This is a genomic window from Sphingomonas sp. LT1P40 (assembly GCF_036663835.1).
GTDB lineage: Bacteria > Pseudomonadota > Alphaproteobacteria > Sphingomonadales > Sphingomonadaceae > Sphingomonas.
The window spans coordinates 472501-495106 of the sequence record NZ_JAXOJT010000002.1; the positions used below are offsets into that span (position 1 = coordinate 472501).

General features: G+C 65.3%; 25 protein-coding genes. 11 read left to right on the top strand and 14 right to left on the bottom strand.

What is annotated here, in order from left to right; genetic code table 11:
- Window positions 1–35: 35 nt before the first annotated feature.
- Entirely contained in the window at window positions 36–1049 is a 1014-nt protein-coding gene (locus U1702_RS13715) for a polyprenyl synthetase family protein (protein WP_332725564.1), read from the bottom strand.
- Window positions 1050–1170: 121 nt separating this feature from the next.
- On the opposite strand from U1702_RS13715, the gene U1702_RS13720 reads away from it, so the two are divergent.
- The 3 genes from U1702_RS13720 to U1702_RS13730 all read left to right on the top strand — a co-directional run bounded on the left by U1702_RS13720 (window position 1171) and on the right by U1702_RS13730 (window position 5225).
- Window positions 1171–1464, top strand: a complete 294-nt coding sequence (locus tag U1702_RS13720; RefSeq protein WP_332725566.1) for a chorismate mutase — start codon at window positions 1171–1173, stop codon at window positions 1462–1464.
- Window positions 1465–1501: 37 nt separating this feature from the next.
- Entirely contained in the window at window positions 1502–2620 is a 1119-nt protein-coding gene (locus U1702_RS13725) for a glycoside hydrolase family 130 protein (RefSeq protein WP_332725568.1), read from the top strand.
- Window positions 2621–2723: 103 nt separating this feature from the next.
- Window positions 2724–5225: a TonB-dependent receptor gene (locus U1702_RS13730; protein WP_332725570.1), complete on the top strand. Its 2502-nt coding sequence runs from the start codon at window positions 2724–2726 to the stop codon at window positions 5223–5225.
- A 127-nt stretch (window positions 5226–5352) separates the two neighbouring features.
- On the opposite strand, the gene U1702_RS13735 is transcribed toward U1702_RS13730, so the two are convergent.
- The 13 genes from U1702_RS13735 to flgB form a co-directional block, all read right to left on the bottom strand.
- Entirely contained in the window at window positions 5353–6258 is a 906-nt protein-coding gene (locus U1702_RS13735; protein WP_332725572.1) for a flagellar motor protein MotB, read from the bottom strand.
- Window positions 6259–6261: 3 nt separating this feature from the next.
- Window positions 6262–7125: a flagellar motor stator protein MotA gene (gene motA, locus U1702_RS13740; protein ID WP_332725574.1), complete on the bottom strand. Its 864-nt coding sequence runs from the start codon at window positions 7123–7125 to the stop codon at window positions 6262–6264.
- Between the two features lie 124 nt (window positions 7126–7249).
- Window positions 7250–8158 (bottom strand): flagellar hook-associated protein FlgL, encoded by a 909-nt coding sequence (gene flgL / locus U1702_RS13745; protein ID WP_332725576.1) that lies wholly within the window; start codon window positions 8156–8158, stop codon window positions 7250–7252.
- Between the two features lie 5 nt (window positions 8159–8163).
- Window positions 8164–9492, bottom strand: coding sequence for a flagellar hook-associated protein FlgK (gene flgK, locus U1702_RS13750; protein WP_332725578.1), 1329 nt, complete (start codon window positions 9490–9492; stop codon window positions 8164–8166).
- The gene (locus U1702_RS13755) at window positions 9489–9848 is read right to left on the bottom strand and encodes a rod-binding protein (protein ID WP_332725580.1); all 360 of its coding nucleotides are present in this window, start codon (window positions 9846–9848) and stop codon (window positions 9489–9491) included. Before U1702_RS13755 ends, flgK begins: the two co-directional genes overlap by 4 nt.
- A complete protein-coding gene (locus U1702_RS13760; RefSeq protein ID WP_332725582.1) occupies window positions 9845–10939 on the bottom strand; it encodes a flagellar basal body P-ring protein FlgI in 1095 nt (364 codons plus the stop codon). Before U1702_RS13760 ends, U1702_RS13755 begins: the two co-directional genes overlap by 4 nt.
- 11 nt (window positions 10940–10950) lie before the next feature.
- The gene (locus tag U1702_RS13765; protein WP_332725584.1) at window positions 10951–11640 is read right to left on the bottom strand and encodes a flagellar basal body L-ring protein FlgH; all 690 of its coding nucleotides are present in this window, start codon (window positions 11638–11640) and stop codon (window positions 10951–10953) included.
- A gap of 25 nt (window positions 11641–11665) precedes the next feature.
- Window positions 11666–12454, bottom strand: coding sequence for a flagellar basal-body rod protein FlgG (flgG, locus tag U1702_RS13770; RefSeq protein WP_332725585.1), 789 nt, complete (start codon window positions 12452–12454; stop codon window positions 11666–11668).
- A gap of 54 nt (window positions 12455–12508) precedes the next feature.
- Window positions 12509–13252 (bottom strand): flagellar basal-body rod protein FlgF, encoded by a 744-nt coding sequence (gene flgF, locus U1702_RS13775; RefSeq protein ID WP_332725587.1) that lies wholly within the window; start codon window positions 13250–13252, stop codon window positions 12509–12511.
- 23 nt (window positions 13253–13275) lie between these two features.
- Entirely contained in the window at window positions 13276–14565 is a 1290-nt protein-coding gene (locus tag U1702_RS13780; protein ID WP_332725589.1) for a flagellar hook protein FlgE, read from the bottom strand.
- 21 nt (window positions 14566–14586) lie between these two features.
- Entirely contained in the window at window positions 14587–15276 is a 690-nt protein-coding gene (locus tag U1702_RS13785) for a flagellar hook assembly protein FlgD (RefSeq protein WP_332725591.1), read from the bottom strand.
- The gene (gene flgC, locus U1702_RS13790) at window positions 15276–15689 is read right to left on the bottom strand and encodes a flagellar basal body rod protein FlgC (protein WP_332725593.1); all 414 of its coding nucleotides are present in this window, start codon (window positions 15687–15689) and stop codon (window positions 15276–15278) included. The genes U1702_RS13785 and flgC overlap by 1 nt, the downstream gene beginning before the upstream one ends.
- 2 nt (window positions 15690–15691) lie before the next feature.
- Entirely contained in the window at window positions 15692–16045 is a 354-nt protein-coding gene (flgB, locus tag U1702_RS13795) for a flagellar basal body rod protein FlgB (RefSeq protein ID WP_332725595.1), read from the bottom strand.
- 225 nt (window positions 16046–16270) lie between these two features.
- On the opposite strand from flgB, the gene U1702_RS13800 reads away from it, so the two are divergent.
- The 8 genes from U1702_RS13800 to U1702_RS13835 all read left to right on the top strand — a co-directional run bounded on the left by U1702_RS13800 (window position 16271) and on the right by U1702_RS13835 (window position 22603).
- Window positions 16271–16960: a motility protein A gene (locus tag U1702_RS13800; protein WP_332725597.1), complete on the top strand. Its 690-nt coding sequence runs from the start codon at window positions 16271–16273 to the stop codon at window positions 16958–16960.
- Window positions 16957–17496: a flagellar motor protein MotB gene (locus tag U1702_RS13805; protein ID WP_332725599.1), complete on the top strand. Its 540-nt coding sequence runs from the start codon at window positions 16957–16959 to the stop codon at window positions 17494–17496. Before U1702_RS13800 ends, U1702_RS13805 begins: the two co-directional genes overlap by 4 nt.
- Window position 17497: 1 nt before the next feature.
- Complete coding sequence (locus U1702_RS13810; protein ID WP_332725601.1) at window positions 17498–18034, top strand: flagella basal body P-ring formation protein FlgA; 537 nt, start codon at window positions 17498–17500, stop codon at window positions 18032–18034.
- Between the two features lie 126 nt (window positions 18035–18160).
- The gene (flgM, locus tag U1702_RS13815) at window positions 18161–18391 is read left to right on the top strand and encodes a flagellar biosynthesis anti-sigma factor FlgM (RefSeq protein WP_332725603.1); all 231 of its coding nucleotides are present in this window, start codon (window positions 18161–18163) and stop codon (window positions 18389–18391) included.
- Window positions 18378–18698, top strand: coding sequence for a flagellar protein FlgN (locus U1702_RS13820; protein ID WP_332725605.1), 321 nt, complete (start codon window positions 18378–18380; stop codon window positions 18696–18698). The genes flgM and U1702_RS13820 overlap by 14 nt, the downstream gene beginning before the upstream one ends.
- Before the next feature lie 173 nt (window positions 18699–18871).
- Window positions 18872–19750 (top strand): lytic transglycosylase domain-containing protein, encoded by an 879-nt coding sequence (locus U1702_RS13825; protein ID WP_332725606.1) that lies wholly within the window; start codon window positions 18872–18874, stop codon window positions 19748–19750.
- A gap of 13 nt (window positions 19751–19763) precedes the next feature.
- Entirely contained in the window at window positions 19764–21848 is a 2085-nt protein-coding gene (gene flhA, locus U1702_RS13830) for a flagellar biosynthesis protein FlhA (RefSeq protein ID WP_332725607.1), read from the top strand.
- Window positions 21845–22603, top strand: coding sequence for a sigma-70 family RNA polymerase sigma factor (locus U1702_RS13835; RefSeq protein ID WP_332725608.1), 759 nt, complete (start codon window positions 21845–21847; stop codon window positions 22601–22603). The genes flhA and U1702_RS13835 overlap by 4 nt, the downstream gene beginning before the upstream one ends.
- The last annotated feature ends 3 nt before the right edge of the window (window positions 22604–22606 follow it).

The window sequence follows — 22606 nt, forward strand, 5'->3', positions numbered from 1 at the left end:
GTAGAAGAGGCGGCACCCGAACCGGTGTCGCCTTTCTAATATGCGCGGGCGACCGCGAACTCGACGGCCTCGATCATCGCTTCCTTGGCCGCGCTGCCCGGGAAAATGCCCAGCGCGTCGATCGCGCGCTGGCCGTAATGACGGGCGCGGGCGAGCGTGTCGTCCACCGCGCGGCTGGCGCGCACCAGTTCGATGGCGTGAGCGAAATCGTCGTCGCTGACGCGGCGGCCGAGCACGGCCTCCTTCCAAAAGGCGCGGTCTTCGTCGCTGCCGCGCGCATAGGCCAGGATGACGGGCAGGGTCATCTTGCCCTCGCGGAAATCGTCGCCCGCGTCCTTGCCCATCGTGCCGGCGTCGGAAACATAGTCGATCGCGTCGTCGACTAGCTGAAATGCGATGCCCAGATTGCGGCCATAGGCGTCGAGCGCGGCTTCTTCCGACTCGGGCCGTTCGGCGACGACGGCGGAAATGCGGCACGCGGCGGCGAACAGGGCGGCGGTCTTGGCACCGATAATGTCGAGATAGCGTTCCTCGGCCAGGTCGATGCGGCGCGCTGCGGTGAGCTGGTTGACCTCACCCTCCGCGATGACCGCGCTGGCGTTGGAGAGGATTTTCAGCACCTTCAGGCTGCCGTCCTCGACCATCAGCTCGAAACTGCGGCTGAACAGGAAATCGCCGACCAGCACGCTGGCGGGGTTGCCCCAGATCAGATTGGCGGCGCGCTTGCCCCGGCGCATGTCCGATCCGTCGACGACATCGTCGTGCAGCAGGGTCGCGGTGTGGATGAACTCGACCGAAGCGGCCAGCCGGTGGTGTCGCGTCCCCGGATAGCCAAGCAATTTCGCGCTCGCCAGCGTCAGCATCGGCCGCATCCGCTTGCCGCCGCCCGCGATCAAATGACCGGCCAGTTCGGGGATCAGCGGGATTTGCGACTGCATGCGATCGAGGATCACGGCGTTGACCATGTTCATGTCCGACGCGACCAGCGCGATGATCGGATCGAGCGAAGGTTCGGCGCCGCGGCCGATACGGTGAATGGACGCACTCATGCTGGCCGCGATGTGGCGGCAAGCGGTGGCAAAGGCAAGTGCGCGGGGCTTGCATGCGGGTGAAAGGAACGCAACAAGGCCGCGAATCTGCTGTGCCGGTGCAGAATCACGAGGAAACCCCATGAGCGACGACACGCTGCAACGCTATCGCCAGAGCATCGACCGGATCGACGCGGCGCTGGTGTTCCTGCTCGCCGAGCGATTTCAGATCACGCAGGCGGTGGGCCGTTACAAGGCCGAGACCGGACTGCCCCCCGCCGATCCGGGACGCGAGGATCGCCAGATCGAACGGCTGCGCGCACTGGCGGCGCAAGCCGATCTCGACCCCGAATTTTCCGAGAAGTTTCTGCGTTTCATCATCGACGAGGTGATCCGCCACCACGCGAAAATGCAGGACGCGGCGGGAACGCCCTGAACCGCGCGTCGTTGGGGCCGAAAGGGGGGCCACAGCCTTGAACGATGCCGATTACCTGATTTTCGCGCCCGAAGAAGTCGATCTGTCGCGCTCGCCGTTGCGAGCCTCGCTGGATGTCGAAACATTCGTGTTGGGCGCGTTCAATCCGGGGCTGACGCGGCTGCCGAACGGCAATCTGCTGCTGATGGTGCGGGTGGCGGAGGCGCTGCGCGAGCCGGTGGTGGGCGGGCATGCGCGCGCGATCCGCTGGACGCCAGATGGTTATGTGCTCGATTCCTATCCGCTCGACGGGGTGGAGATGAGCGATCCGCGTAGCTTCACGGTAACGGGTGGCGGGTCGCCGCTGGCCGGACTGACCTCGATCTCGTGGCTGCTCCCGGTCGAAGTGACGCGCGATGCTCGCGCGGTGGTGGCGGTGCATTACGACAAGGCGATCGCGCCGTCGGCATCGTACATGGCTTACGGCGTTGAGGATGCGCGGATCAGCCTGATCGGCGGGGCGTGGTACATGACCGTGTGCGGCGTGTCCGACGAGCGGCAATGCACGGCGCTGTACCGGTCGTTGAACGGGCTGGACTATAAACTCGAAGGCGTCGTCCTCGATCACCAGAACAAGGACATGGTGTTGTTCGAGGGGAAGCCGGGGGGCCGATTCATGGCGCTGACCCGGCCATTGGGTGAAGTGTGGTTCACCCCGCCGCCGGGCAGCGAATTTACCGGCGGGCCGTCGATCCAGTTCGCGCAGTCACCCGATGCGCTACACTGGAAACCGTGCGACACGCCGGGTATCCGGGCGCGGCGGGGGACGCTGACCAGTGCGCGGATGGGCGGGGGGACACCGCCGGTGCTGACCGATCGCGGCTGGCTGATGCTGTATCACGGGGTGGAGCGGCGCGAGAAGGTGGGTGTCTATCGCACCTTCTGGGCATTGCTCGACCGGGATGACCCGACGCGGATCGCGCGGCTGGCGGACGATATGCCGCTGATCGAGGCGAACCCGGCGCTGACCGGCCCGATCGCCGCGCAACTGTATCTGCCGACGCCGGTGGTGTTCACGACCGGTATTGCCGATGGCGGGGACAGCTGGATCGTAGCCAGCGGCGAAGCCGATCTCGCATGCCGCATCACGCATATCGCAAAGCACCGGTTCGACTGACATTCAGCTAAACGCGCGCATTTGTTCGCAAGGGCACAATTTTGCGACAAATCGCGGCTATCGCGCCGCTGTCTGAATGAATCGATACGTCTGGGAGTTACGAATGCGGCGCACGTGGTTGTTTGCGGGATTGATGACGACGGTGGCCCCCACCGCGATGGCGGCGGCGCAGGATGCTCCCGCCACCGTGCAGGCGCAGCCGGAGGCCGATACGCCCGGCGGCGGTGGCGATGTCGTCGAGGAGGAGGCCGAAGAGGTCGTCGTGACCGGTCAGCTGCGTGGCGCAGTGCCCGGCGACGTCAAGCCCGAGATCGTGCTGAACCCTGCCGATATCCGCGCCTATGGCGTCGGATCGCTGGCCGAATTGCTGACCGAGCTGGAGCCGCAGACGCGCTCCGGGCGCGGGCGTGACGGGGGCGGGCCGGTGCTGTTGCTGAGCGGACGACGCATCTCCGGCTTTGCCGAGATCCGCGACATTCCGCCCGAGGCGATCGAGCGGATCGACATATTGCCCGAAGAAGCCGCGCTGAAGCTGGGCTATCGTGCCGATCAGCGCGTGGTAAACATCGTGCTGCGCCGCCGTTTTCGCTCGATCACGGCGGAGCTGGACGGGACCTTCGCCACCGATGGCGGGCGCAGCGGGCAGGATGCCGAGCTGAGCTGGCTGCGTATCAACCGCGACGGACGGATCAATATCGATGTCGAATATGAGCGCGATTCGAGCCTGCTGGAGAGCGAGCGCGACATCATCCAGGATCCCCTGCGCCCGCGTTCCGACACCGCGTTCCGCACCTTGCTGCCCGATACGCAGAATCTGTCGCTCAACAGCGTATTCAGCCGCAATATCGGCAAGGTCGCGGCGACCGCGAATGTACGGATCGAACAGAGCTGGAGCGATTCGCTACTGGGATTGCCCGCCGCCGGCGGGATGACCCCGCTGCAGCGGGGCAGCGATACCGGCACGCTGCATGGTGGCTTCTCGCTCAATGGCGACATCTCGCCCAAATGGCGCTGGTCGGTGACAGGCAACTGGGATCGCGTCGAAGGGCGCACGCTGACCGACACCGATATTGGCTACACCAACCGGACGCGATCGGTGTCGAATGTCGGATCGCTCGATGCACTGGTCAACGGATCGATCGCCAAGCTGCCGGCGGGCGATATCTCGACCAGCCTGCGCGTGTCGGGGCGGACCAGCGACCTGGCAAGCGAGTCGCGGCGCGCGACGGGGTTCTCGACCGCGTCGATCGGGCGCGATACCGGCGCCGCTCAGGCGAATATCGACTTGCCGATCGCCAGCCGCACGCGCGGCGTGCTCGGCGCGATCGGCAATTTGTCGCTCAATCTGAATGCCGAGGCGGAGGAGCTGTCGGACTTCGGGACGCTCGTCACTTATGGCTATGGTGCGAACTGGTCGCCGGTCGACGGGGTGCGTTTCATCGCATCGTTCACCGAGGAGAAGGGCGCGCCGTCATCGCAGCAGCTGGGCAACCCGACGCTGGAGACGCCGAACGTTCGCGTGTTCGATTTCGTGCGCGGCGAAAGCGTGGACATCACGCGCATCGACGGCGGCAATGCCGGGCTGATCGCCGACAATCGCAGTGTGATGAAGCTTGGCCTCAATTTGCGGCCGATCAAGGACACCGATCTCAGCTTCAACGTGGATTACAACAAGAGCATTATTCGCAATCCGATCGCGTCCTTCCCGACCGCGACCGCCGAGCTGGAAGCCGCGTTTCCCGATCGCTTTGTGCGCGATGGCAGCGGTCAGCTGATCCGGATCGACAACCGACCGGTCAATTTCCTGCGCAGCGAGCGCGAGCAGGTGCGCTGGGGCCTTAATTTCTCGAAGCCGATCAGCTCTCCGATGGCGCGGCAGGCGATGGAGCAGATGCAGGCGCGGCGCGCCGAGCGCGAGGCAGCGCGTGCCGCCGCCGAGGCACGCGGCGAAACGCCCGCACCAGCCGAAGGCGGGCCGGGCGAGCGCGTGCCTGGCGAAGGTCGTCGTGCCGGTGAAGGCGGGCAACGGCCCGGCGGTGGCTTTGGCGGCGGGCGCGGCCCCGGCGGTGGCGGACGCGGCGGCTTTGGCGGCGGCGGCGGTCCGGGCGGCGGCGCGAATGGCGGGCGCATCCAGCTGGGCGTGTTTCACACCGTCGCGCTGACCGACAAGATCGTCATCCGCGACGGTCTCCCCGAACTCGATCAGCTTAACGGATCGGCGACCGGTAGCCGGGGCGGATCGCCACGGCATCAGGTCGAGGTGCGCGCGGGGGTGACGCGCGACGGCGTCGGGCTGCGGCTCAACGCCGACTGGAACAGCGCGACCACGGTACAGGGCGGCGCGACGAGCGCGGGCGCTTTGCGCTTCGACGATTTCACGACGGTCAATCTGCGGCTGTTCGCAACGCTTGGCCCGCAGTTCAAATTCGTGCGCGACAATCGCTGGCTGGCGGGCACGCGGGTGACATTGTCGGTCGACAATCTGTTCGACAGCCGCCTGAAGGTGACCGATGCCAGTGGCACGACACCGATCAGCTATCAGCCGGCGCTGCTCGATCCGCTGGGCCGGACGGTGAAGATCAGTCTGCGAAAGATGTTCTTCTGATATCCTCCCCGGGACGGGGAGGTGGCACCGCGCAGCGGTGACGGAGGGGGGCTGCGGCATCGGCATCCCCTGAGGTGAGCCCCCTCCACCAGCTTCGCTGGCCCCCCTCCCCGTGCCGGGGAGGATCTTAACGATCCAGCCGACTCTTCCGGTACAGCAGCGTAATCGCCACGCGGCGGTTGCGCGGGTCGGCGGGGTTGGTCTTGATGAGCGGTTCGCGGTCGGCGACGCCCTCAATCCGCTCGAACCGCGTTTCGGGGACGCCCCCAGCGGCGAGACGGCGGCGCGTCTCTTCCGAACGCGCGCTCGACAGCATCCAGTTGTTCATGTTGGTCGGGTCGCCATAACGCAGGCTGTCGGTATGGCCGCGGATCATGATGTCGTTGTCGGACTCGGCGATCGACTGCGCGACCAGTGCCACCAGCTGCGAAGCTTCGGCGACGAAGCTGGTCGTGCCGAGCGCGAACATGGAATAATCGGCATCGTCCATCAGGTCGATCCGCATCCCGTCGCGCGTAGGGACGAAGCGGACCTGCTTGCCCAGCTTGGCAAGGCGCGGGTTCGACTTCATCTTGCCCTCGATCTCGGCCTTCATCCTGGCAAAGCCCTTGCGGTCGGCGGCGTCCATCGCTTCCTTGTCCTTCAGGCTGCCTTTAACGCCGGTGCCGACATTGTCGCCGCCCGCCGCACCCGCCGGAATGGTCATCGACCGGGTGCCGGTCTGTTTGGCCATCGTCGGATAGTTATCCTTGCCCTGCAACGCGTCGCCGCCGAGCAGGCCGTTGGAACCGGCGCTGTTCTGCTTCATCTCGATCAGCGTCGGCGCGAAATAATCGGCGAGCGCCTTGCGCTGCTTCTCATTGGTCGCGCCCAGCAGCCACATCAGCAGGAAGAACGCCATCATCGCCGTCACGAAATCGGCATAGGCGACCTTCCACGCGCCGCCGTGATGCCCGCCGCCACCTTCGATATAGATCTTCTTGACGATGATCTTGGGCGGCTGTTTCGCCGCGTGAGGAGCACGCGCAGTCATGGCTTAGCGGCCACGGAGTCCGTCGAATACTTCCGCGAAACCCGGCTGATTATGGTGCGCGATCCCGCTGCGCGCCGCCTCGATCACCAGCGGCTGCGGATGACCGTGGAGCGAGGCGATGATGATCTGCTTCACCGTGTTGTAGATGGCGGCGTCCGCTTCGATGATCTGTTTCAGACGTCCGGCCAGCGGGCCGACCAGGCCGTAAGCGAGCAACACGCCGAGGAAGGTGCCGACCAGCGCCGAGCCGATCATTGCGCCGAGGATCGCGGGCGGCTTGTCGATCGAGCCCATCGTCTTGACCACGCCGAGCACCGCTGCGACGATGCCGAGCGCCGGCAGTGCATCGGCGAGATTCTGCAGCGCGTGCTGCGGCTCCTCGACTTCGTGGTGGTGCGTCTTGATCGCGTTATCCATCACATCCTCGACCGCGTGCACGTCGAGCGTGCCGGATGAGACGACGACGAGGCGCAGCGTGTCCGAGATCAGATTGACCAAGGTGTGATCGGCGAGCAGCCGGGGATATTCGGCGAACACCGCCGAGGACTTCGGATCCTCGACATGCGGCTCAAGCGCGATTGGGCCATCGACGCGAAGCATCTTCATCAGTTTCGAGACGAGGAAGATGACATCGAGATAATCCTGTTTCTTGTATTTCGGCCCTTTCAGCACCTTGGCGAAACCGCCGCCCAGTGCCTTCAGCTCGCGGCCCGAATTGCCGATGATGAGCGCGCCGACGGCAGCGCCGCCGATGATGAGCATCTCGTGCGGGAGTGCGTGGAGCACGGGTCCGAGCGCGCCGCCGGTGATGGCGAACCCGCCGAACACCATCGCGATCAGGACGACGAATCCGATGATTGGAAACATGTGCGCGCAAACCCCCGTTGGCGGTGCCCGTCCCATGGGAGCGCGTACCGTTCGGCTCAGTCTTGCCGTCAAACTCTAACGATATGGTTACCAGCGCGTTGAGTATGTCGCGCCGCAGCCTCGATCAGCGCAGATAGTCGAACAACGACATGCTCGTCAGCTTGGTAAAGCTCGCCTGGGTCGCCTGCAGGATCGTCAGCGTCTTTTGCAGCTCGGCGATCGCAGTGGTGACGTCGGCATCCTCGATGCCCGACCGCGTCGCCTCGCGCGTGACATCGACATCGACCAGCCGTTCGGCCTCCAGATCCATGCGAAACGCGCGCGCGCCGACCGAGGTGCGGGCGGTGCCGACCTGATCGAGTGCGGCGTCGAGATTGGTCATCGCTTCGTCGACCCCCCCGCCCTCCGCACCCGGCTGAAGCGCCGCCGACAATGCGGAGAGGATGGCGAACATATCGCTTTCGCCGCTGGAAGTCTGGATGCCGCCGAATGCGCGCGCGCCGGTTTCGGTGGCGGCGATGCTGACGCCGTCGCCTACTGGAATCGCTGCGCTGTCACCTTGTCCGGCATAGGCGATCGAGCCGTCGGGCTGGCGCGCATAGGCGGTGTCGCCGCTCGCGCCGCCGAACAAGGGCTGGCCGCGTGTATCCTTCGCATTCACCACGCCGAGCAGGTCGGCGATGATCGCATCGACCTCGACCTTCAATGCGGCGCGGCCCTCGGCAGTCAGCGTATCGCTGCCCGCCTGTACCGTAATCGCCTTCGCGCGTTGCAGCTGCGTTTCGACGGCCTCCAGCGCGGTATCCGTCGCCGCCAGCAGCGACTGCGCCATCTTGATGTTCGCACCATAGGCACCGTCATCGGCTTCGGCGCGCTTCAGGCCCGACAATTGCTGCCAGCCCGATGCGCTGTCCGATGGCGTCAGGATACGCTTGCCGGTCGCCACCTGCGTTTGCAGCTGGTCGGCCTGACGCGACAAATTGCCCATCAGCAGCGAGGGCCGGTCATAAAGCTGGCTGGTCGTCACGCGCATGGCTGTCACCGGATGTTGAAGAGCGTATCGAGCGTCTCGCGCGCGACCTGGATCACGCGGCTCGACGCCTGATAGGCTTGTTGAAAGCGGATCAGGTCGACCGCTTCCTCGTCGATATTGACGCCGCCGACCGAATCGCGGGCCGCCGCCGCATTGGCGCGGATCGTCGATTGCACCTCGGCGATCGCGCGGCGGCCGGTCAGCGCGCTGGCATTGTTGGTGGTCAGCGTGGTGAGGCTGCGCTCGAACCCGCTTTCGCTACGCAGCGCAGCGAGCGATGCGAGGTTACCGTTGCTGCGCTCACCGCCATCGGGCGACGCCGCAGCGATGCCGCGCGGATCGGTCAGGACGAGCTTGAACGTCGTGGCGCTGGTCGCACTGAACATCGCCGCGCCGGGATTGCCGTTCAGATCGTCGCCACTGGCCTGGACCGCGTTGACGCCATCGGCGAAATCGACGGCCATGGCGTTGAGCGCGTCGCGCGTGTCGGCGATGCGCGCCGCGCCCTCGCTAATTCCGGCAAGGGCACCGCCGCCGGGGGCTAAAGCATGCGACCCGTCGACGCCATAGACGGCAAAGGATACGGCACCATCCGGACCCCGTGCGTAAGTGGCGACGGCGGCCTGATCGACGTGGACGAGAAGCGGGCCGCCCGCACCGGCCTTGACCGTAGCGCGGCCGGCAGTGTCAAGACTGACACTGACATCGGCCAGTGCACTCATCGATTCGAGCAGGCGATCGCGCTCGTCGAGCAGCGCCGTCTGTGTGCTGCTACCCGGTGCGGCGCGGCCGAGGTTGGCGTTGACCTTGGCCAAGCCGGCGGTCAGCATATTGAGCTGGCCGGTCGCGGCGTCGGCAGACTGGTCGAGATCGGCGAGTGCGCCGTCCAGTCCCGCGCCGGTCGCGGCGAAGCTGTTGGCGAGCGTGGCGGCGGCCTGAAGCATCGTCGCGCGCGGGGCGCTGGCGGATGGATCGGCGGCGAGCGCGGTCGCGGCATTGAAGAAGGCGGTCAGGCGCTCGTCTAGCTTGTTGCCGGTCAGCACGGTTTCGACGCGTTCGAGCCAGACGACCCCGGCCTCGCTGCGCGCGAGATCGGACCCGGCGGTGCGGACTTCGGCGCTGCGGGCATCGTTACCGGTGCGGGTGATCCCGCCGATGGTGACGCCCAGGCCGTTGAGCGTGCCCGCATCGCTGGGTGCGGAAACTTCGCGCAGCGTGGCGACGCGGCGGGTATAGCCCGCGGTGCCGGCGTTTGCGATATTCTCCGACGTGGTGGTCAGCGCGCTTTGATAGGCGCGGACGCCGCTGACGCCGATCGACAGGATATCGGTCATGTCGCCTTATCCCCGGTCTGCGCGTCCGTCGCCGGTGCGGCGGCAGCCGCTTCGGCATTGGCGCGGGCGAGGAATGCAGTCATCGCTTTGCCGATGCCGATCGGCGCGTGCGTCGCCATGCTCTCGGCCAGCTTGTCGTCCTGCATATCGCGGAATTGGTCCAGCGCCTGACTTTCAAACAGGCTGTCGGCCAGTTTCGCTTTGCGCATCGATCCCAGCATCATCTTCGTAAAGATGGCCTCGAACCGGTCGCCCGCCGCTTCCAGATTGGCACGCGTACCCAGCCGGGCGGTGTCCGTGGAGACACTGCCCGTCAGTTTGAGCGAAGCGGCGGCGGGGACAGGAATATGGGTCACAGGATAATCAGCTCCGCTTTCAGCGCACCGGCCTGCTTCAGCGCTTCGAGGATGGCGACAAGGTCGGCCGGCGACGCGCCGATCGCGTTCACCGCCTTGACCACATCGGCAAGCTTCGGACCCGGCTCCAACAGGAACATGGGACGCTTCTCCTCTTCGACGCCGACACCGCTTTTCTGCTCAACCGCGGTCTGACCCTGGCTGAACGGAAGCGGCTGGCTGACCCGCTGGGATTCATCAATACGAACGGTAAGTTTACCATGTGTTACCGCCGCCGGGCTGACCCGGACGGCGCTGTTGATGACCACAGTGCCGGTGCGCGCGTTAACGATGACCTTGGCTGAAGCTTCAGCGGATTCGACCGTCAGATTCTCGATCTCGCTCATCACGCGGGCGCGGAAATCGGCACCGGGTTGCGCGGCGACCGCGACCGAGACGCCATCGATGGCGCGGGCGGTGCCGAAGCCGAAGCGGCCGTTGATCGCATCCGCGACGCGCTGTGCCGTAGTGAAATCGGACTGGGCGAGGTTGAAGATGAGCGTCGGGGTGGTGGCGAAGCCGGTCTCGACCGCGCGTTCGACCGTCGCGCCCTCAGGGATACGGCCCGACGACGGCGTGTTGACGACGATGGTCGATCCATCCTTCCCCTCGGCACCCAGACCGCCGACCGCGAGGTTGCCCTGCGCCATCGCATAAATCTGGTTGTCCGCGCCCATCAGCGGCGTCATCACCAGCGTACCGCCGCGCAAGCTCTTGGCTTTGCCCATCGACGACACCGTGATGTCGAGCTTCTGCCCCGGCTTGGCGAAGGGTGGCAGTTCGGCGGTGATCATTACCACCGCCGCGTTCTTCAGCGCCGGGTTGATCCCCGGCGGCAGCGCGAAGCCGAAGCGGGCGGTGACGCCCTTCATCGACTGCACCGTATATTCCAGATTGTCGTCGCCCGTGCCAGGCAAGCCCACGACGATGCCGTAACCGGTCAGCTGGTTGGTGCGGATGCCCTGGAAATTGCCGAGATCCTTGATCCGCTCGGCCGAAACCGGCTGAGCGAGAAGGAGCGTGGCGATGAGGGCAACGAGGAAGCGGATCATGTGCGTGTTCCTCAGAACGGGCTGATGACCGAGAAGAAGCGGCCGAGCCACCCCTGACGGCTGGCGCGGGCGACATCGCCCTTGCCGGTGTAGGAAATGCGGGCATCGGCGACGCGGGTCGATGCGATGCGATTGTCCGCGCTAATGTCAGTCGGGCGGACGATCCCCTTGATCTGGATGAATTCGTCGCCGCGATTGAGCGTCACGCGCTTTTGTCCCTGCACCAGCATCGTGCCGTTGGGCAGGACCTGCGCGACGGTTACGCTGATCTCGCCTGACAATGCGTTGGACTGGTCGGCGGTACCTGACCCCTTGAAGTTGCGCTTGCCGCTGACGCTGGCGTCGCTCTGATTGAACAGGTTCAAGGCACCCGTGGTTGGCGGCGTGATCGAGAAGCCGCCGCCGCTGTCGAGCTGCGATCCCGCCGACTTCGACGCGCTGGTGCGTTCGACCAGCACGATCGTCAGGGGATCGCCGACGCGGCGCGCGCGCGTGCCTTCGTACAGCGCGGCATAGCCTTCGCTGGCCTGGAAGATCGAACCGTTGGCGGGGGCGGCCGCGGGCGCGGCGACCGGAAGCGTGACGGTAAAATCCTCCTTCGGTGCCTTTTTGCCGAAAAGTTGCGCTTTCGCCGGCGTTGCGGTGAACGCGATGGCGGCGACGATCGCGGCGCCGGTCAACAGGCCTGCTGCAAATTTCATCACGCGCGTTTCCAATTTCCTGGCCTCAGATGTTCTGATTGACATATTTCAGCATTTCGTCGGTCGCCGAGATCATTTTGGAATTGACCTCGTAAGCGCGCTGGGTCTCGATCATGTCGACGAGTTCCTCGACGACATTGACGTTCGACCCCTCGAGCATGCCTTGGCGGATGTTGCCGCGACCATCCTGTCCGGCGATGCCCAGATTGACCGCGCCGCTAGCGGCGGTCTCGACCAGGAAATTGTCGCCAATCGCCTGAAGCCCCGCCGCATTCGGGAACGCCGCGATCTGGATCTGGCCGACCTGCGTCGCCTCGGTCTGGCCGGGAACGGTGGCGCTGACGGTGCCGTCGCTGCCGACGGTGATCGCGGTCGCGCCCTCCGGAATGGTGATGCCGGGCATCACCTGATAGCCTTCGGTCGTGACCAGCAGTCCCTCGGGCGAGCGGGTGAAGTTACCGGCGCGGGTATAGCCGAGCTGGCCGCCGGGCAGCTGCACCTGAAACATGCCATTGCCGTCCAGCGCCATGTCGAGCGCGTTGCCGGTGGTCTGGAACGACCCTTGCGTATCGATCCGCGCGGTACCCTGAATGCGCACACCGGTGCCGAGGTTGAGGCCGGTGGCATATTGCGTTTCCGACGTGCTGGCCGAACCGGGCGCGGTCACGACCTGATAGGCCAGTGCCTCGAACGAGGCGCGGTCGCGCTTGAACCCCGTGGTGTTCACGTTGGCGAGGTTGTTTGAGATCACCCGCATGCGCATGTCCTGGGCATCAAGCCCGGTGCGCGCGATGTGCATTGCTGCTGAACCCATGGTCCTGTTCCTTCCTCAAATTCTCAACTCACGCGCATCACGCGTGCTGATTTTTCAGCTGACGCGCATCAGGCTCGCGGCGCTCTCGTCCATCGTCTTGGCTTCGCGGAGCAGGTTCGCCTGCACCTCGTAACTGCGCTGGTTCTCGATCATGTCGACCAGCGCTTGCGTGAGATTGACGTTCGATTGTTCCAGCGACGCGGTCTGAACGGTCGCGTCCAGATCCTCGGGCAGTACGCCGCCGCCCTTGACGTGAAGCAGATTGTCCAGCCCCTTGGTCGTGATGCTGCCGCTGTCGCTGACCAGCTTGATCCGGTCGATGACTTGCGGCGGCTGGCTCGGGTCCGCGCCCGGGGGCACGATCGACAGCGTGCCATCGTCGGCGATCATGATCTTGTCATGCGGTGGCACGGTGATGGGGCCCCCCGACCCCATCACCGGGAAACCGTCGCCGGTTTCCAAGACACCACTCGGCGCGATGCGGAGATCGCCGCGCCGAGTATAAGCTTCGCTGCCATCGGCAGCCTGTACCGCCAGCCATGCCTCGCCCGTGATCGCCACGTCGAGGCTGCGGCCGGTCTGGGTGATCGCACCTGCGCGCCGGTCCATATCAACGACGGTTTCGGCGCTGGGCTGGCGGCTGTCGAAGCCGTCGCCCTTGACCATCAGCCGGTCGAAATTGACCCGGTCGGCGCGAAAGCCGATCGTGGAGGCGTTCGCGATGTTGTTCGCGATCGTCGCCTGCGCATCCATCTTGCCCTTGAGGCCCGACAGTGCGGTGTAGACGAGCTTGTCCATCGCTTAGCCCCTAACCCTTTGACTCAGCTACGAATGTTGAAAATGGTCTGCGAAATCTGGCTCGCGGTATCGAGCGCCTTCGCATTCGCCTGGAAATTGCGCTGTGCCGCGATCAGGCCGACCAGTTCCTCGGTGATATCGACGTTCGAGCGTTCGACCGCGCCGGACATCAGCCCGCCAAAGCCGTTGACGCCCGCTTCGCCCAGCCGTGGTTCACCCGACAGGCCGGTGGCGGCCCAAGTCGAATTGCCCAGCTGACGCAGGCCCGACGGATTGGAGAAGTTCGCCAGCGCGATCTTGCCCAGAGCCTGGCTGTCGCCGTTCGAGAAGCTGGCGCGGACGATGCCATCCTCACCCACCGTCACGCCGTCGAGCTGGCCGACCGCCTTGCCGTCCTGCGAACGGTTGTTGACGGTGAAGGGCGCGCCGAGCTGGGTCGTCGCGGTGCCGAAATCGAGGCTGACCGACTGTTCGGTCGTGCTGCTGCCGACGGTGAACGGCGCGAACTGGGTCGCTTCGCTTGGCGTGGTCAGCGCGCCATTGGCATCGAACGTCAGCGTGATCGGGCCGGGTGCTGCCGCGTCGGTGCCGAGCTGCTTGTCGCCGACGAACGTATAGACCGACCATTCGGTGGGCGCGGTCGTCGTCTCGCGCACGAAATAGCTGGTCATCGTCAGCGGGTTGCCGCTGGCGTCATAGATCGTCGTCTGGGTCGAGTTGTTGTAGGTGCCCGGATCGAACCGGTCGAACGCGTAAGGCGTATCCGGCGTGAAGCGCGTCGCTTCCGACGGGACGCCCGAATAGGCCGACAGATTCAACGAGAGCGCGACATTCTTGGTCGATTCGGGCACGCCGCTGGTCTGCGGCAGACGCAGGTTTTCGGTCGAGCCGAGGCCGGTTGCGACGACTGCGCCCGAACCGTCGACCGGATAAACCTGAAGATAGGCGCCCTGCGAGTCGGTGACATAGCGGTCGCTATCCACGAGGAAGCTGCCGTTGCGGGTGAAGTTGACGCCGGCGGATTCAAGGCCCGGCTTGACCGCGAAGAAGCCGTCGCCGGCAATCGCGATGTCGAGACTCGACGAGCTCTGCTGCATCCCGCCCTGACCGAATTGCTGGCGGATCGCCTTTACGACAGTGCCGGAGCCGATCATCTGGTTCGGATTGAGCGACACGCTCGATGCGATGACGTCGGCGAACTCGGTACGGCTCTTCTTGAAGCCGTTGGTTGAGACGTTCGACAGGTTGTGCGAGATGGTCGACATATCGGTCTGAGCCGCCTGAAGACCGGAGAGCGAGGTGTAGAAAGACATTTCGATAACTCCTTGGAAAGCTCAGCCGATCTTGCGGATGGCGGTGGTGGAAACCTGACCGAGGCCGGGCAGGGTAAGGACTGGGTTGCCGTCGCTGCCCATCGCAACGGCGGTAACCGGCGACCAGACAAGCGGTTTGGCGGTGACGGCGTCGCCATCGGCATTGCGTGCGGCGACGCGGATGGTGAACGGCCCGTTGCCGGCGGGTTCGCCGGTATCGGTCGAGCCATCCCATTCGAATTCGGTCTGTCCCGCCTCGACCGCGCCAAGCGATACGTTTTTGAGGATCTCGCCGTTCGGCCCCTCGATCACGATATTGACCTCGGCCGCCGCGGCGCCCAGTTCGATCACGCCGCCCAGCGAACCGTCGGTGCGCGGGTAAGCAACCGATCCCTCGGTCAGCACGGTGCGGCCGACCCACGATACCAGATCGGTGGTGGTCGTGCCGCCCAGCTTCGCGGCGATCGCCTGCAGCGTGGTGTTCATCTCGCTGATCCCCGCCAGCGACGAGAATTGCGCCATCTGGGCAACCATTTGCGTGTTGTCGACCGGATCGAACGGATCCTGATTCTTCATCTGCGCGGTCATCAGCGTCAGGAAATCGGACTGGTCCATCGCCCCGCTCGCGCCGTTGGTCGCCGCATTGGACGCGCTCGCATTGCTGCGATTGATGCCCAGATTGGCGAGCGTCGTGTCAAAGCCCGTTGCCATCAGCTGCGTCCCAGGTTGAGCGTCTGGGTGATCAGCGTCTTGGCCGTCTGCATCACTTCGACATTGTTCTGATAGGTGCGTGCGGTCTCCATCATGTCGACCAGTTCGCGCGTTTCGTTGACAGCCGATTCCCAGATGTTGCCGTCCTTATCGGCCATCGGGTTGCCGGGGTCATAGCGCTTGGTCGGCGCTTCGCCCGCCGCGACGACGCTTTCGACATCGACCGTGGACATGCCGCTGGCGGCGTCGAAGGCGGTGCGGAACACCGGCTTCATCGTGCGATAGGCTTCGCCCGCCGACGATGCGACCTGGCCGACATTGGCGAGGTTCGACGCGGTGGTGTTCATTCGCACGAGCTGCGCCGACATGGCGCGCCCTGCGACCTGAAAGATGCTGAGGGGTTGGTCGCCCATGATCATTCGCCTTTCAGCGCGCGGGTGAGGGTGGAGATGCGCCCGTTGAGGAACGCCAGCGTCGTCTGATAGGCGACGGCATTCTCGGCAAAGGCGGTCTGTTCGGTGGCCAGTTCGACGGTATTGCCGTCGAGGCTGGGCTGAAGCGGCACGCGATATTTCATCGCGCCGTCGATCGCGGCGTCGCCGTTCATGCCCGGCGTCTCGATCGCGTTGAGCGCTTCCTTGAAATCGATGTCCCGCGCTTTGAAGCCCGGGGTCGAGGCGTTGGCGATGTTGGAGGCGAGGATGCCCATGCGCTGCGAACGCACCGACAGCGCCGCGCCATGCACTCCGAAAAGACCGTCATTCGCCATGTTGCACGCCCTTTCATGTTCGTGTTCCAGCCCATCCTAGCAATGGGCGTGCCAGTTTCGGTGCGGGGCGCTGAAATCGCTCGTTTTGCCGAATGCAGTGTTGGGAGCGGCAAGGTTTTGCCGGTCGGACGGCAAGCAGGTTGCCGGTCTTGCCGGTGACGGCTGGCGCTGCCCTTGCGTGAGGGCGGGCAGATGATTTGGCCCGGTGCTTGCAATGACTCGCGCATGAATATCGCCGTATTTTCCGAACCCGCCGCCGCCGCCGCGACCTTTGTGCCGGGCATCTTCCTCGATCCGCCGGCGATCGGGATCGTCCTAGGTGGCACGGTGGCGAGCGTGGTGCTGCGCAACCAGCTGGGCGATGTCGGACGATCGTTGCGCGCGCTGGGCGTCATGTGGCGGCGGCCGTTCAGTGCCGATGCGCTGCTCAACCAGACGGCGGCGCTGGAGCGGATCGCGCGGCGGCACGGGGTGCTCGCGCTCGACCGGTCGGTGATCGACGATCCCGACATGGCGGCGGCGGTGACCGCGGCGGTGGACGGGGCAAGCCCCGATCAGGCCGCGGCAATCGTCACGGATCGAGCCAATGCGCGCGCCGAACGCCATCGCGCCGCGATCGAGGTGTGGACCGGCGCGGCTGAGGCGGCTCCGGCAATGGGATTGATCGGGACGATATTGGGTCTGGTCCAGATGTTCGCATCGATGGAAGACCCCGACAAGATCGGCGCGGCGATGGCCGTGGCGTTGCTGGCGACGCTTTACGGTGCGCTGGTGGCGAACCTGCTGGCGATGCCGGTGGCGGCGCGGCTGAAGCGGCTCGCGCGGGCGGAGGCGACCGAACGGTTGCGGCTCGCCGCACCGCTGGCCGCGCTCGCCACGTTGGAACGCGCGCGAAAACGGGATGTCGCGGCATGATCGCCGCCGACGCCTGGGACGATATCGCACCGGCCAAATCGGTATGGCTCATCACGCTCGCCGATCTGGCGCTGCTGCTGGTCGGCTTCTTTGTCTTTATGCAGGCCAATCGCTCGCTCGACCGGCAGGCGCTGGTCACTGGCCTGCGCAGCGGGTTCGGGATCGAGGAGGTGGCGGTGCCGCCAATGGCGGTTGCGACCGCGCGGCTCGACGGGTTCGCGGCGGGTTCCGCCGTATTGCCCGATGCGTCTGGCATCATCGGTTGGGCGCGCGACGCCGCCCGTGACGCGCGCACGCAAATCACCATCACCGGATCGACCGACGTCAATGCCCAGACCGGTAGCGCCGATATCGATCCCGCCACCGGCAGCGCCGCGATCCTGGCCGCCGACCGCGCCCGCACCGTCGCCGCGACGCTTGTGCGCAGCGGCGCGGTCGATCCGCGCCGTATCGTCATTCGGATCGAGCCGGGCAAGCGCCGGGCCGTGACCCTCTCCGTCGGCTTTGCCGGCGATACCCATCGACGTGGAGACTGATATGATCGTCCATCTCTTGCCCGCATTGCTCGCCGCGACGAGCACGCCCGTCGCCTTCCAGTCGACCGAGGCGCTCGACCAACTGGTCCAGCAATTCGCCGGTGCGCCGATCGGCGTCGAAGGCGGCGCGCGCGCGGCAGTGGACAAGCGCCTGCGGCTTGCCGCCTGCGCCGATCCGCAGCTGAGCTGGCGCTCGGCGGCGGAGGATGCGGTGGTGATCCGTTGTCCGGGGCCACAGCAATGGCGCGTGTTTGTCGCGGTCAATGTGTTGCCAAAGGCGGCACCGACCCGCGCACCCGTCGCGGTTGCCGCCGTGCGTCCGCCCGCACCGGTCAAGGCTGAGAGCGTCATCAAGCGCGGCGATCCGATCATGGTCGAGGCCGGCGCTGCCGGCTTTTCGATCACGCGTCAGGGCGTTGCGATGGGCGATGCGCCGGTCGGCGGTCGTGTCATCGTCAAGATGGACGACAAGCGCCCACCGGTGGCCGCGATCGCGATGGAATCGGGACGCGCGCGCCTCCCCGGATTCGGCGAATAATTATTTCCTAAAGCTTCGCCGCGCCCGGTCGTTTTCGCCTATGTCAGCAGAACGAGAAGGGTTGCAGACATGGTGGATCCAACTGGCTTCAGGCCTGTATCGATAGCGGACCGGCGGTTGACGCCAGTGCCCGCGACCGCGCCCGTCAAGGCAGCGGGCGTCGAGACGCGGGTGGCGCAGACCAGCACCGCCGCGTCGCTGACCCGCACGGCGGCGGCAAGCGCGCCGGTCGATGCCGAACGCGTGTCGCGCATCAAGAAGGCGATTGCCGACGGCAATTTCCCGCTGGTGCCATCGACCGTGGCAGATCGGCTGCTTGCGCTGAAACTCGACTGGAATCCGAATGAAAAGGCGTGATGCCCTGATCGACGTGATCGACGCGCTGTACGCCGAGATCGCGGCGCTGAAGTCGAACGACGTCGCCGCGCTGGAACGCGCGACGCATGCGAAACTGGTCGGGATCGAGGCGGTGGGGGCCGCCAATGACGACGAACCGGACCTCTCGCCCGAGCTGCGCGCGCTGGCCGAGGAGGCGCACAGGCTGAACGAGACCAGCCGCATCTATGTCAATCTGATGGCCGCCAATGTGCGGCGGCGGTTGCAGACACTGACCGGCAATGATTTGCCGTCCTACCGGCCTGGTCTTGCCGGAGCGTATGCGTAAAGGGCGTCGCTGATGCGGCCGATAGTGCCCACAACCGTCACCCCAGCGAAAGCTGGGGTCTTTTGCCTCTTGAGACCCCAGCTTTCGCTGGGGTGACGATGATGAGCGGATAAACTGGCACGCCTCTTGCTGAACATCCCTTAACCACGGGCTAGTTCAAAGAGCAGGGGCTGATGAGCGTACCTTCAATCGGAGCCAGAGCGACCGCCACTACGGCGATCGCGGCGGCAAGCCAGAAGACCGGGATCGACTTCAACTATCTGCTCGGCCAGGCACAGGTCGAAAGCGGGATGCGCAGCAATGCCCGCGCCCGCACCTCCAGCGCCACCGGCCTGTATCAGTTCATCGAGCAAAGCTGGCTGGGCGTCGTCAAGGAGCATGGCGACAAGCACGGGCTGGGCTGGGCGTCGGACAGCATCAAGCGCACATCGTCGGGCCGCTTCGTCGTGCCCGACGCCGCGACGCGCAACGCAATTCTGTCGATGCGCAACGATCCGCAGGCGGCCTCGCTGATGGCGGCGGAACATGCCAGCGACAACAAGGCGTCGCTTGAGAGTTCGCTGGGCCGGGAAGCGACCGGCACCGATCTTTATATGGCGCACTTCCTGGGCATTGGCGGCGCGCGCAAATTTCTGGGGGCGATGGACGCCAATCCGGAACGGGGCGCGGCCAGCATGTTTCCCGCCGCAGCGCGCGCCAATCGCAGCATCTTCTACACCCCCGGCGGCCAGCAGCGTTCGCTCGGCGAAATCTACGACCGGTTTGCCGGCAAGCTCGACAAGGGCGCGGCGGCAGTCGGTGCGACCGGCCTCGCCTCGGGTGGCGTCGGTTCCGGGGCGGGCGATGCGAAGTTTCAGCAGCTGGTCCAGTCGCTGGGTGACGGGGTCGAGGTCGTGCTGGGCAACGATGCCGTCGGGCAGGACCGCAAATGGCTGACCACGCTCGATCAGATGAACACCGCCGGACGTAGCAACGAGGGTGTGAACCCGCTTCGCCCGACGCCGCAGAGCGCGAAGCTCGCTTATATGATGCTTGCGAGCCTGGGAGCGTAACCGCGTGGCCGGAATGAATTTGAACATGGCGTCGATCGGCGCATCGGCAAAGAGCTTCTCGCTGCCGGTCGCAATCCTGGTGCTGGTCGGCATGATGGTCGTGCCGGTGCCGACCTTCCTGCTCGACACCTTCTTCATCATGAACATCATCATCAGCCTAGCCGTGCTGATGGTCGCGCTGAATGCGCAGAAGCCGCTCGATTTCTCGGCCTTTCCCACCGTGCTGCTGTTCGCGACGTTGTTCCGGCTGGGCCTGAACGTCGCCTCGACCCGTGTCGTGCTGGGGCATGGGCATGAGGGCGAAGCGGCGGCAGGCCATGTGATCGAGGCGTTCGGGACGTTCATGATCGGCGGCGATTATGTCGTCGGCCTGTTCGTGTTCGCGATCCTGATCATCATCAACATGATCGTGGTAACCAAGGGTGCGGGTCGCGTGTCCGAGGTGTCCGCGCGCTTCACCCTCGACGCCCTGCCCGGCAAGCAGATGGCGATCGACGCCGATCTCAACGCCGGGCTGATCACGCCCGACGAAGCCAAGGCGCGGCGGATCGAAGTTTCGACCGAAGCCGATTTCTATGGCGCGATGGACGGTTCGTCCAAATTCGTGAAGGGCGATGCGATCGCCGGCCTGCTGATCCTGTTCATCAACGTCATCGGCGGCCTGATTCTGGGTCCGGTCAGCCACGGCATGACGATTGGCGAAGCGGCCCAGACCTATGTGCTGCTGGCGATCGGCGATGCACTGGTCGCTCAGATCCCGGCCTTGCTGTTGTCGATCGCCGCCGCGGCCATCGTCACGCGCGTCAATGCGAACAAGGAACAGGATCTGGCGACCCAGATCGGCAGCCAGTTCTCCAGCCACAAGACCTGGACCCCGGTCGCGGTGATCGTCGCGCTGCTGGGTGTGATGCCGGGCATGCCGCATTTCATCATTCTGCCCGCCGCCGCCGCATCCGGTTTCATGGCATGGAAAATGTATCAGGCATCGAAGCGTCCGCCTGCGCCGGAGCCCGTCGCCATCGCCGAAGCCGTCGATCCGTCGAAGATCGGCTGGGACGAAGTGACCGACAATATGCAGGTGATGCTCGACATCGGTTACGGGTTGGTCCCCCTGGTCGACGAGCGTCGCGGCGGGCCGCTGATGGGGCGCATCACCGGTGTGCGTCGTGCGCTGTCGAAGGAACTGGGCTTCGTGGTGCCGCAAGTGCGCGTGCGCGACGACATCAATCTCGACCCCTTCACCTATCGCATCGTCGTCGGCGGCGTCGTCATCGGCGAGGATACCGTTTCGCCCGACGAAGTGCTGGCGCTGGACACCGGTCAGGCGGCGGGCTTGCTCAACGGCAAGAAGGCAAAGGACCCAACCTTCGGCCTCGACGCCGTCTGGATTTCGACTGCCGACGCCGATGCCGCGACCGGACAAGGCTGGTTGGTAGTCGATCCGGGCACCGTCATGGCGACGCATCTGAATCAGGCGCTGATCTCGAACGCATCCGACCTGCTCGGCCCGGACGAGGTGCAGGCTTTGCTCGACGGGCTACGCGAACGTGCCGCGCAACTGGTGTCGGCATTGTCGCCGAATCCGTTGCCGATCACGACGCTGACGCAGGTGCTGCGCGGGCTGCTGGCGGAGAATATCCCGCTCAAGGAATTCCGCCGCATCGCCGCCGCGATCGCCAATGCCGCGCAAAAAACGCTCGACGCCGATGAGATCATCGAACTGATCCGGCCGGAGCTTGGTCCGCTCATCATTCAGAAATTGTGCGGCGTGCGCGAGCCGTTGCGCGTGATGACGCTGGAAGGGCAGCTCGAAGCGTTGCTGGGGCAGGCGGTTCGGTCCGATCCGGCGCGGCGTCATACGATCGAACCCGATCTGGGCCGCCGTATCGTCGATGCCCTTCAGCGCGCGGCACAGCCTCTGGTGTCGGAGGCCAAGCCGTTCGCGCTGGTCGTGCAACCTTCGATCCGCATTGCGATCCGCAAGCTGGTCAAGACCTGTTTGCCCGACACGCCGGTGATGAGCTTCTTTGAAGTGCCCGAGGACAAGTCGGTCGAAGTCGTTGCCGTGATCGGCGCTCCTGCGGCGCTGCCGGCATGACGTTCCAGCAAAGCCATAAAGACTTTAGCCACAACGAATTCGCGCTGACCTATGGTCGCAGCGGCGAGACCAAACGCGACATGGATGCGCTGGTGCGCAAGCATATGCCGCTCGTCCGGCGGCTGGCATGGCACGTCCACGGATCGATGAGTTCGCTGATCGACGTCGAGGATCTGGTGCAGATCGGACTGGTTGCGTTGGTCGAGGCGGCGAACAGCTTCGAGGATCGCGGGCTGGTCAGCTTCGATCAGTATTTGTCGACGCGGGTGCGCGGTGCGATGATCGACGAATTGCGGCGACAGGCGACGATCACGCGCGGCGCGATGAAGCGGCGGCGCGTCTATAACGATGCGGTCGGCGCGCTGACCGACGAATCGGGCAAGCGGCCCGACGAGGCGACGGTCGCGTCGCGGCTGGGCGTCACCGTGGAGAAGTTGCGCAGCGACTATGCCAGCGCCGAAGCGGTGAGGTTCGATTCGATCGACGATGTCTATTCGGACGAAGGGCCATGGTTCATGTCCGACGAACCCTCGGCGTTCGACCAGCTGGCCGATGCCGACCAGCGCGAGGCGCTGATCGCGGCGATCAGCGAGTTGCCCGAGAAGGAGCAGCTCGTGATCCAGCTTTACTATGTCGAGGAACTCAACCTCGAAGAAATCGGCCAGGTGCTCGGCGTTGGTTCCGCGCGCGTCTGCCAGATCAAGAAGAGTGCGCATGATCGGCTGAAGAAAGGGCTGATGCGCCGGTTAGGATAGAAT

Coding starts and splice junctions, on each gene's coding strand:
- U1702_RS13810 (WP_332725601.1), top strand. CDS start 17,498: ATGATCGTCCATCTCTTGCCCGCATTGCTCGCCGCGACGAGCACGCCC.
- U1702_RS13825 (WP_332725606.1), top strand. CDS start 18,872: ATGAGCGTACCTTCAATCGGAGCCAGAGCGACCGCCACTACGGCGATC.
- flhA (WP_332725607.1), top strand. CDS start 19,764: ATGAATTTGAACATGGCGTCGATCGGCGCATCGGCAAAGAGCTTCTCG.
- flgK (WP_332725578.1), bottom strand. CDS start 9,492: ATGACCGATATCCTGTCGATCGGCGTCAGCGGCGTCCGCGCCTATCAA.
- U1702_RS13735 (WP_332725572.1), bottom strand. CDS start 6,258: ATGACTGCGCGTGCTCCTCACGCGGCGAAACAGCCGCCCAAGATCATC.
- U1702_RS13730 (WP_332725570.1), top strand. CDS start 2,724: ATGCGGCGCACGTGGTTGTTTGCGGGATTGATGACGACGGTGGCCCCC.
- flgB (WP_332725595.1), bottom strand. CDS start 16,045: ATGGCGAATGACGGTCTTTTCGGAGTGCATGGCGCGGCGCTGTCGGTG.
- U1702_RS13805 (WP_332725599.1), top strand. CDS start 16,957: ATGATCGCCGCCGACGCCTGGGACGATATCGCACCGGCCAAATCGGTA.
- U1702_RS13800 (WP_332725597.1), top strand. CDS start 16,271: ATGAATATCGCCGTATTTTCCGAACCCGCCGCCGCCGCCGCGACCTTT.
- flgF (WP_332725587.1), bottom strand. CDS start 13,252: ATGGACAAGCTCGTCTACACCGCACTGTCGGGCCTCAAGGGCAAGATG.
- U1702_RS13720 (WP_332725566.1), top strand. CDS start 1,171: ATGAGCGACGACACGCTGCAACGCTATCGCCAGAGCATCGACCGGATC.
- U1702_RS13715 (WP_332725564.1), bottom strand. CDS start 1,049: ATGAGTGCGTCCATTCACCGTATCGGCCGCGGCGCCGAACCTTCGCTC.
- U1702_RS13760 (WP_332725582.1), bottom strand. CDS start 10,939: ATGATCCGCTTCCTCGTTGCCCTCATCGCCACGCTCCTTCTCGCTCAG.
- U1702_RS13780 (WP_332725589.1), bottom strand. CDS start 14,565: ATGTCTTTCTACACCTCGCTCTCCGGTCTTCAGGCGGCTCAGACCGAT.
- flgG (WP_332725585.1), bottom strand. CDS start 12,454: ATGGGTTCAGCAGCAATGCACATCGCGCGCACCGGGCTTGATGCCCAG.
- U1702_RS13820 (WP_332725605.1), top strand. CDS start 18,378: ATGAAAAGGCGTGATGCCCTGATCGACGTGATCGACGCGCTGTACGCC.
- U1702_RS13835 (WP_332725608.1), top strand. CDS start 21,845: ATGACGTTCCAGCAAAGCCATAAAGACTTTAGCCACAACGAATTCGCG.
- U1702_RS13785 (WP_332725591.1), bottom strand. CDS start 15,276: ATGGCAACGGGCTTTGACACGACGCTCGCCAATCTGGGCATCAATCGC.
- flgC (WP_332725593.1), bottom strand. CDS start 15,689: ATGGGCGACCAACCCCTCAGCATCTTTCAGGTCGCAGGGCGCGCCATG.
- U1702_RS13765 (WP_332725584.1), bottom strand. CDS start 11,640: ATGAAATTTGCAGCAGGCCTGTTGACCGGCGCCGCGATCGTCGCCGCC.
- flgL (WP_332725576.1), bottom strand. CDS start 8,158: ATGCGCGTGACGACCAGCCAGCTTTATGACCGGCCCTCGCTGCTGATG.
- motA (WP_332725574.1), bottom strand. CDS start 7,125: ATGTTTCCAATCATCGGATTCGTCGTCCTGATCGCGATGGTGTTCGGC.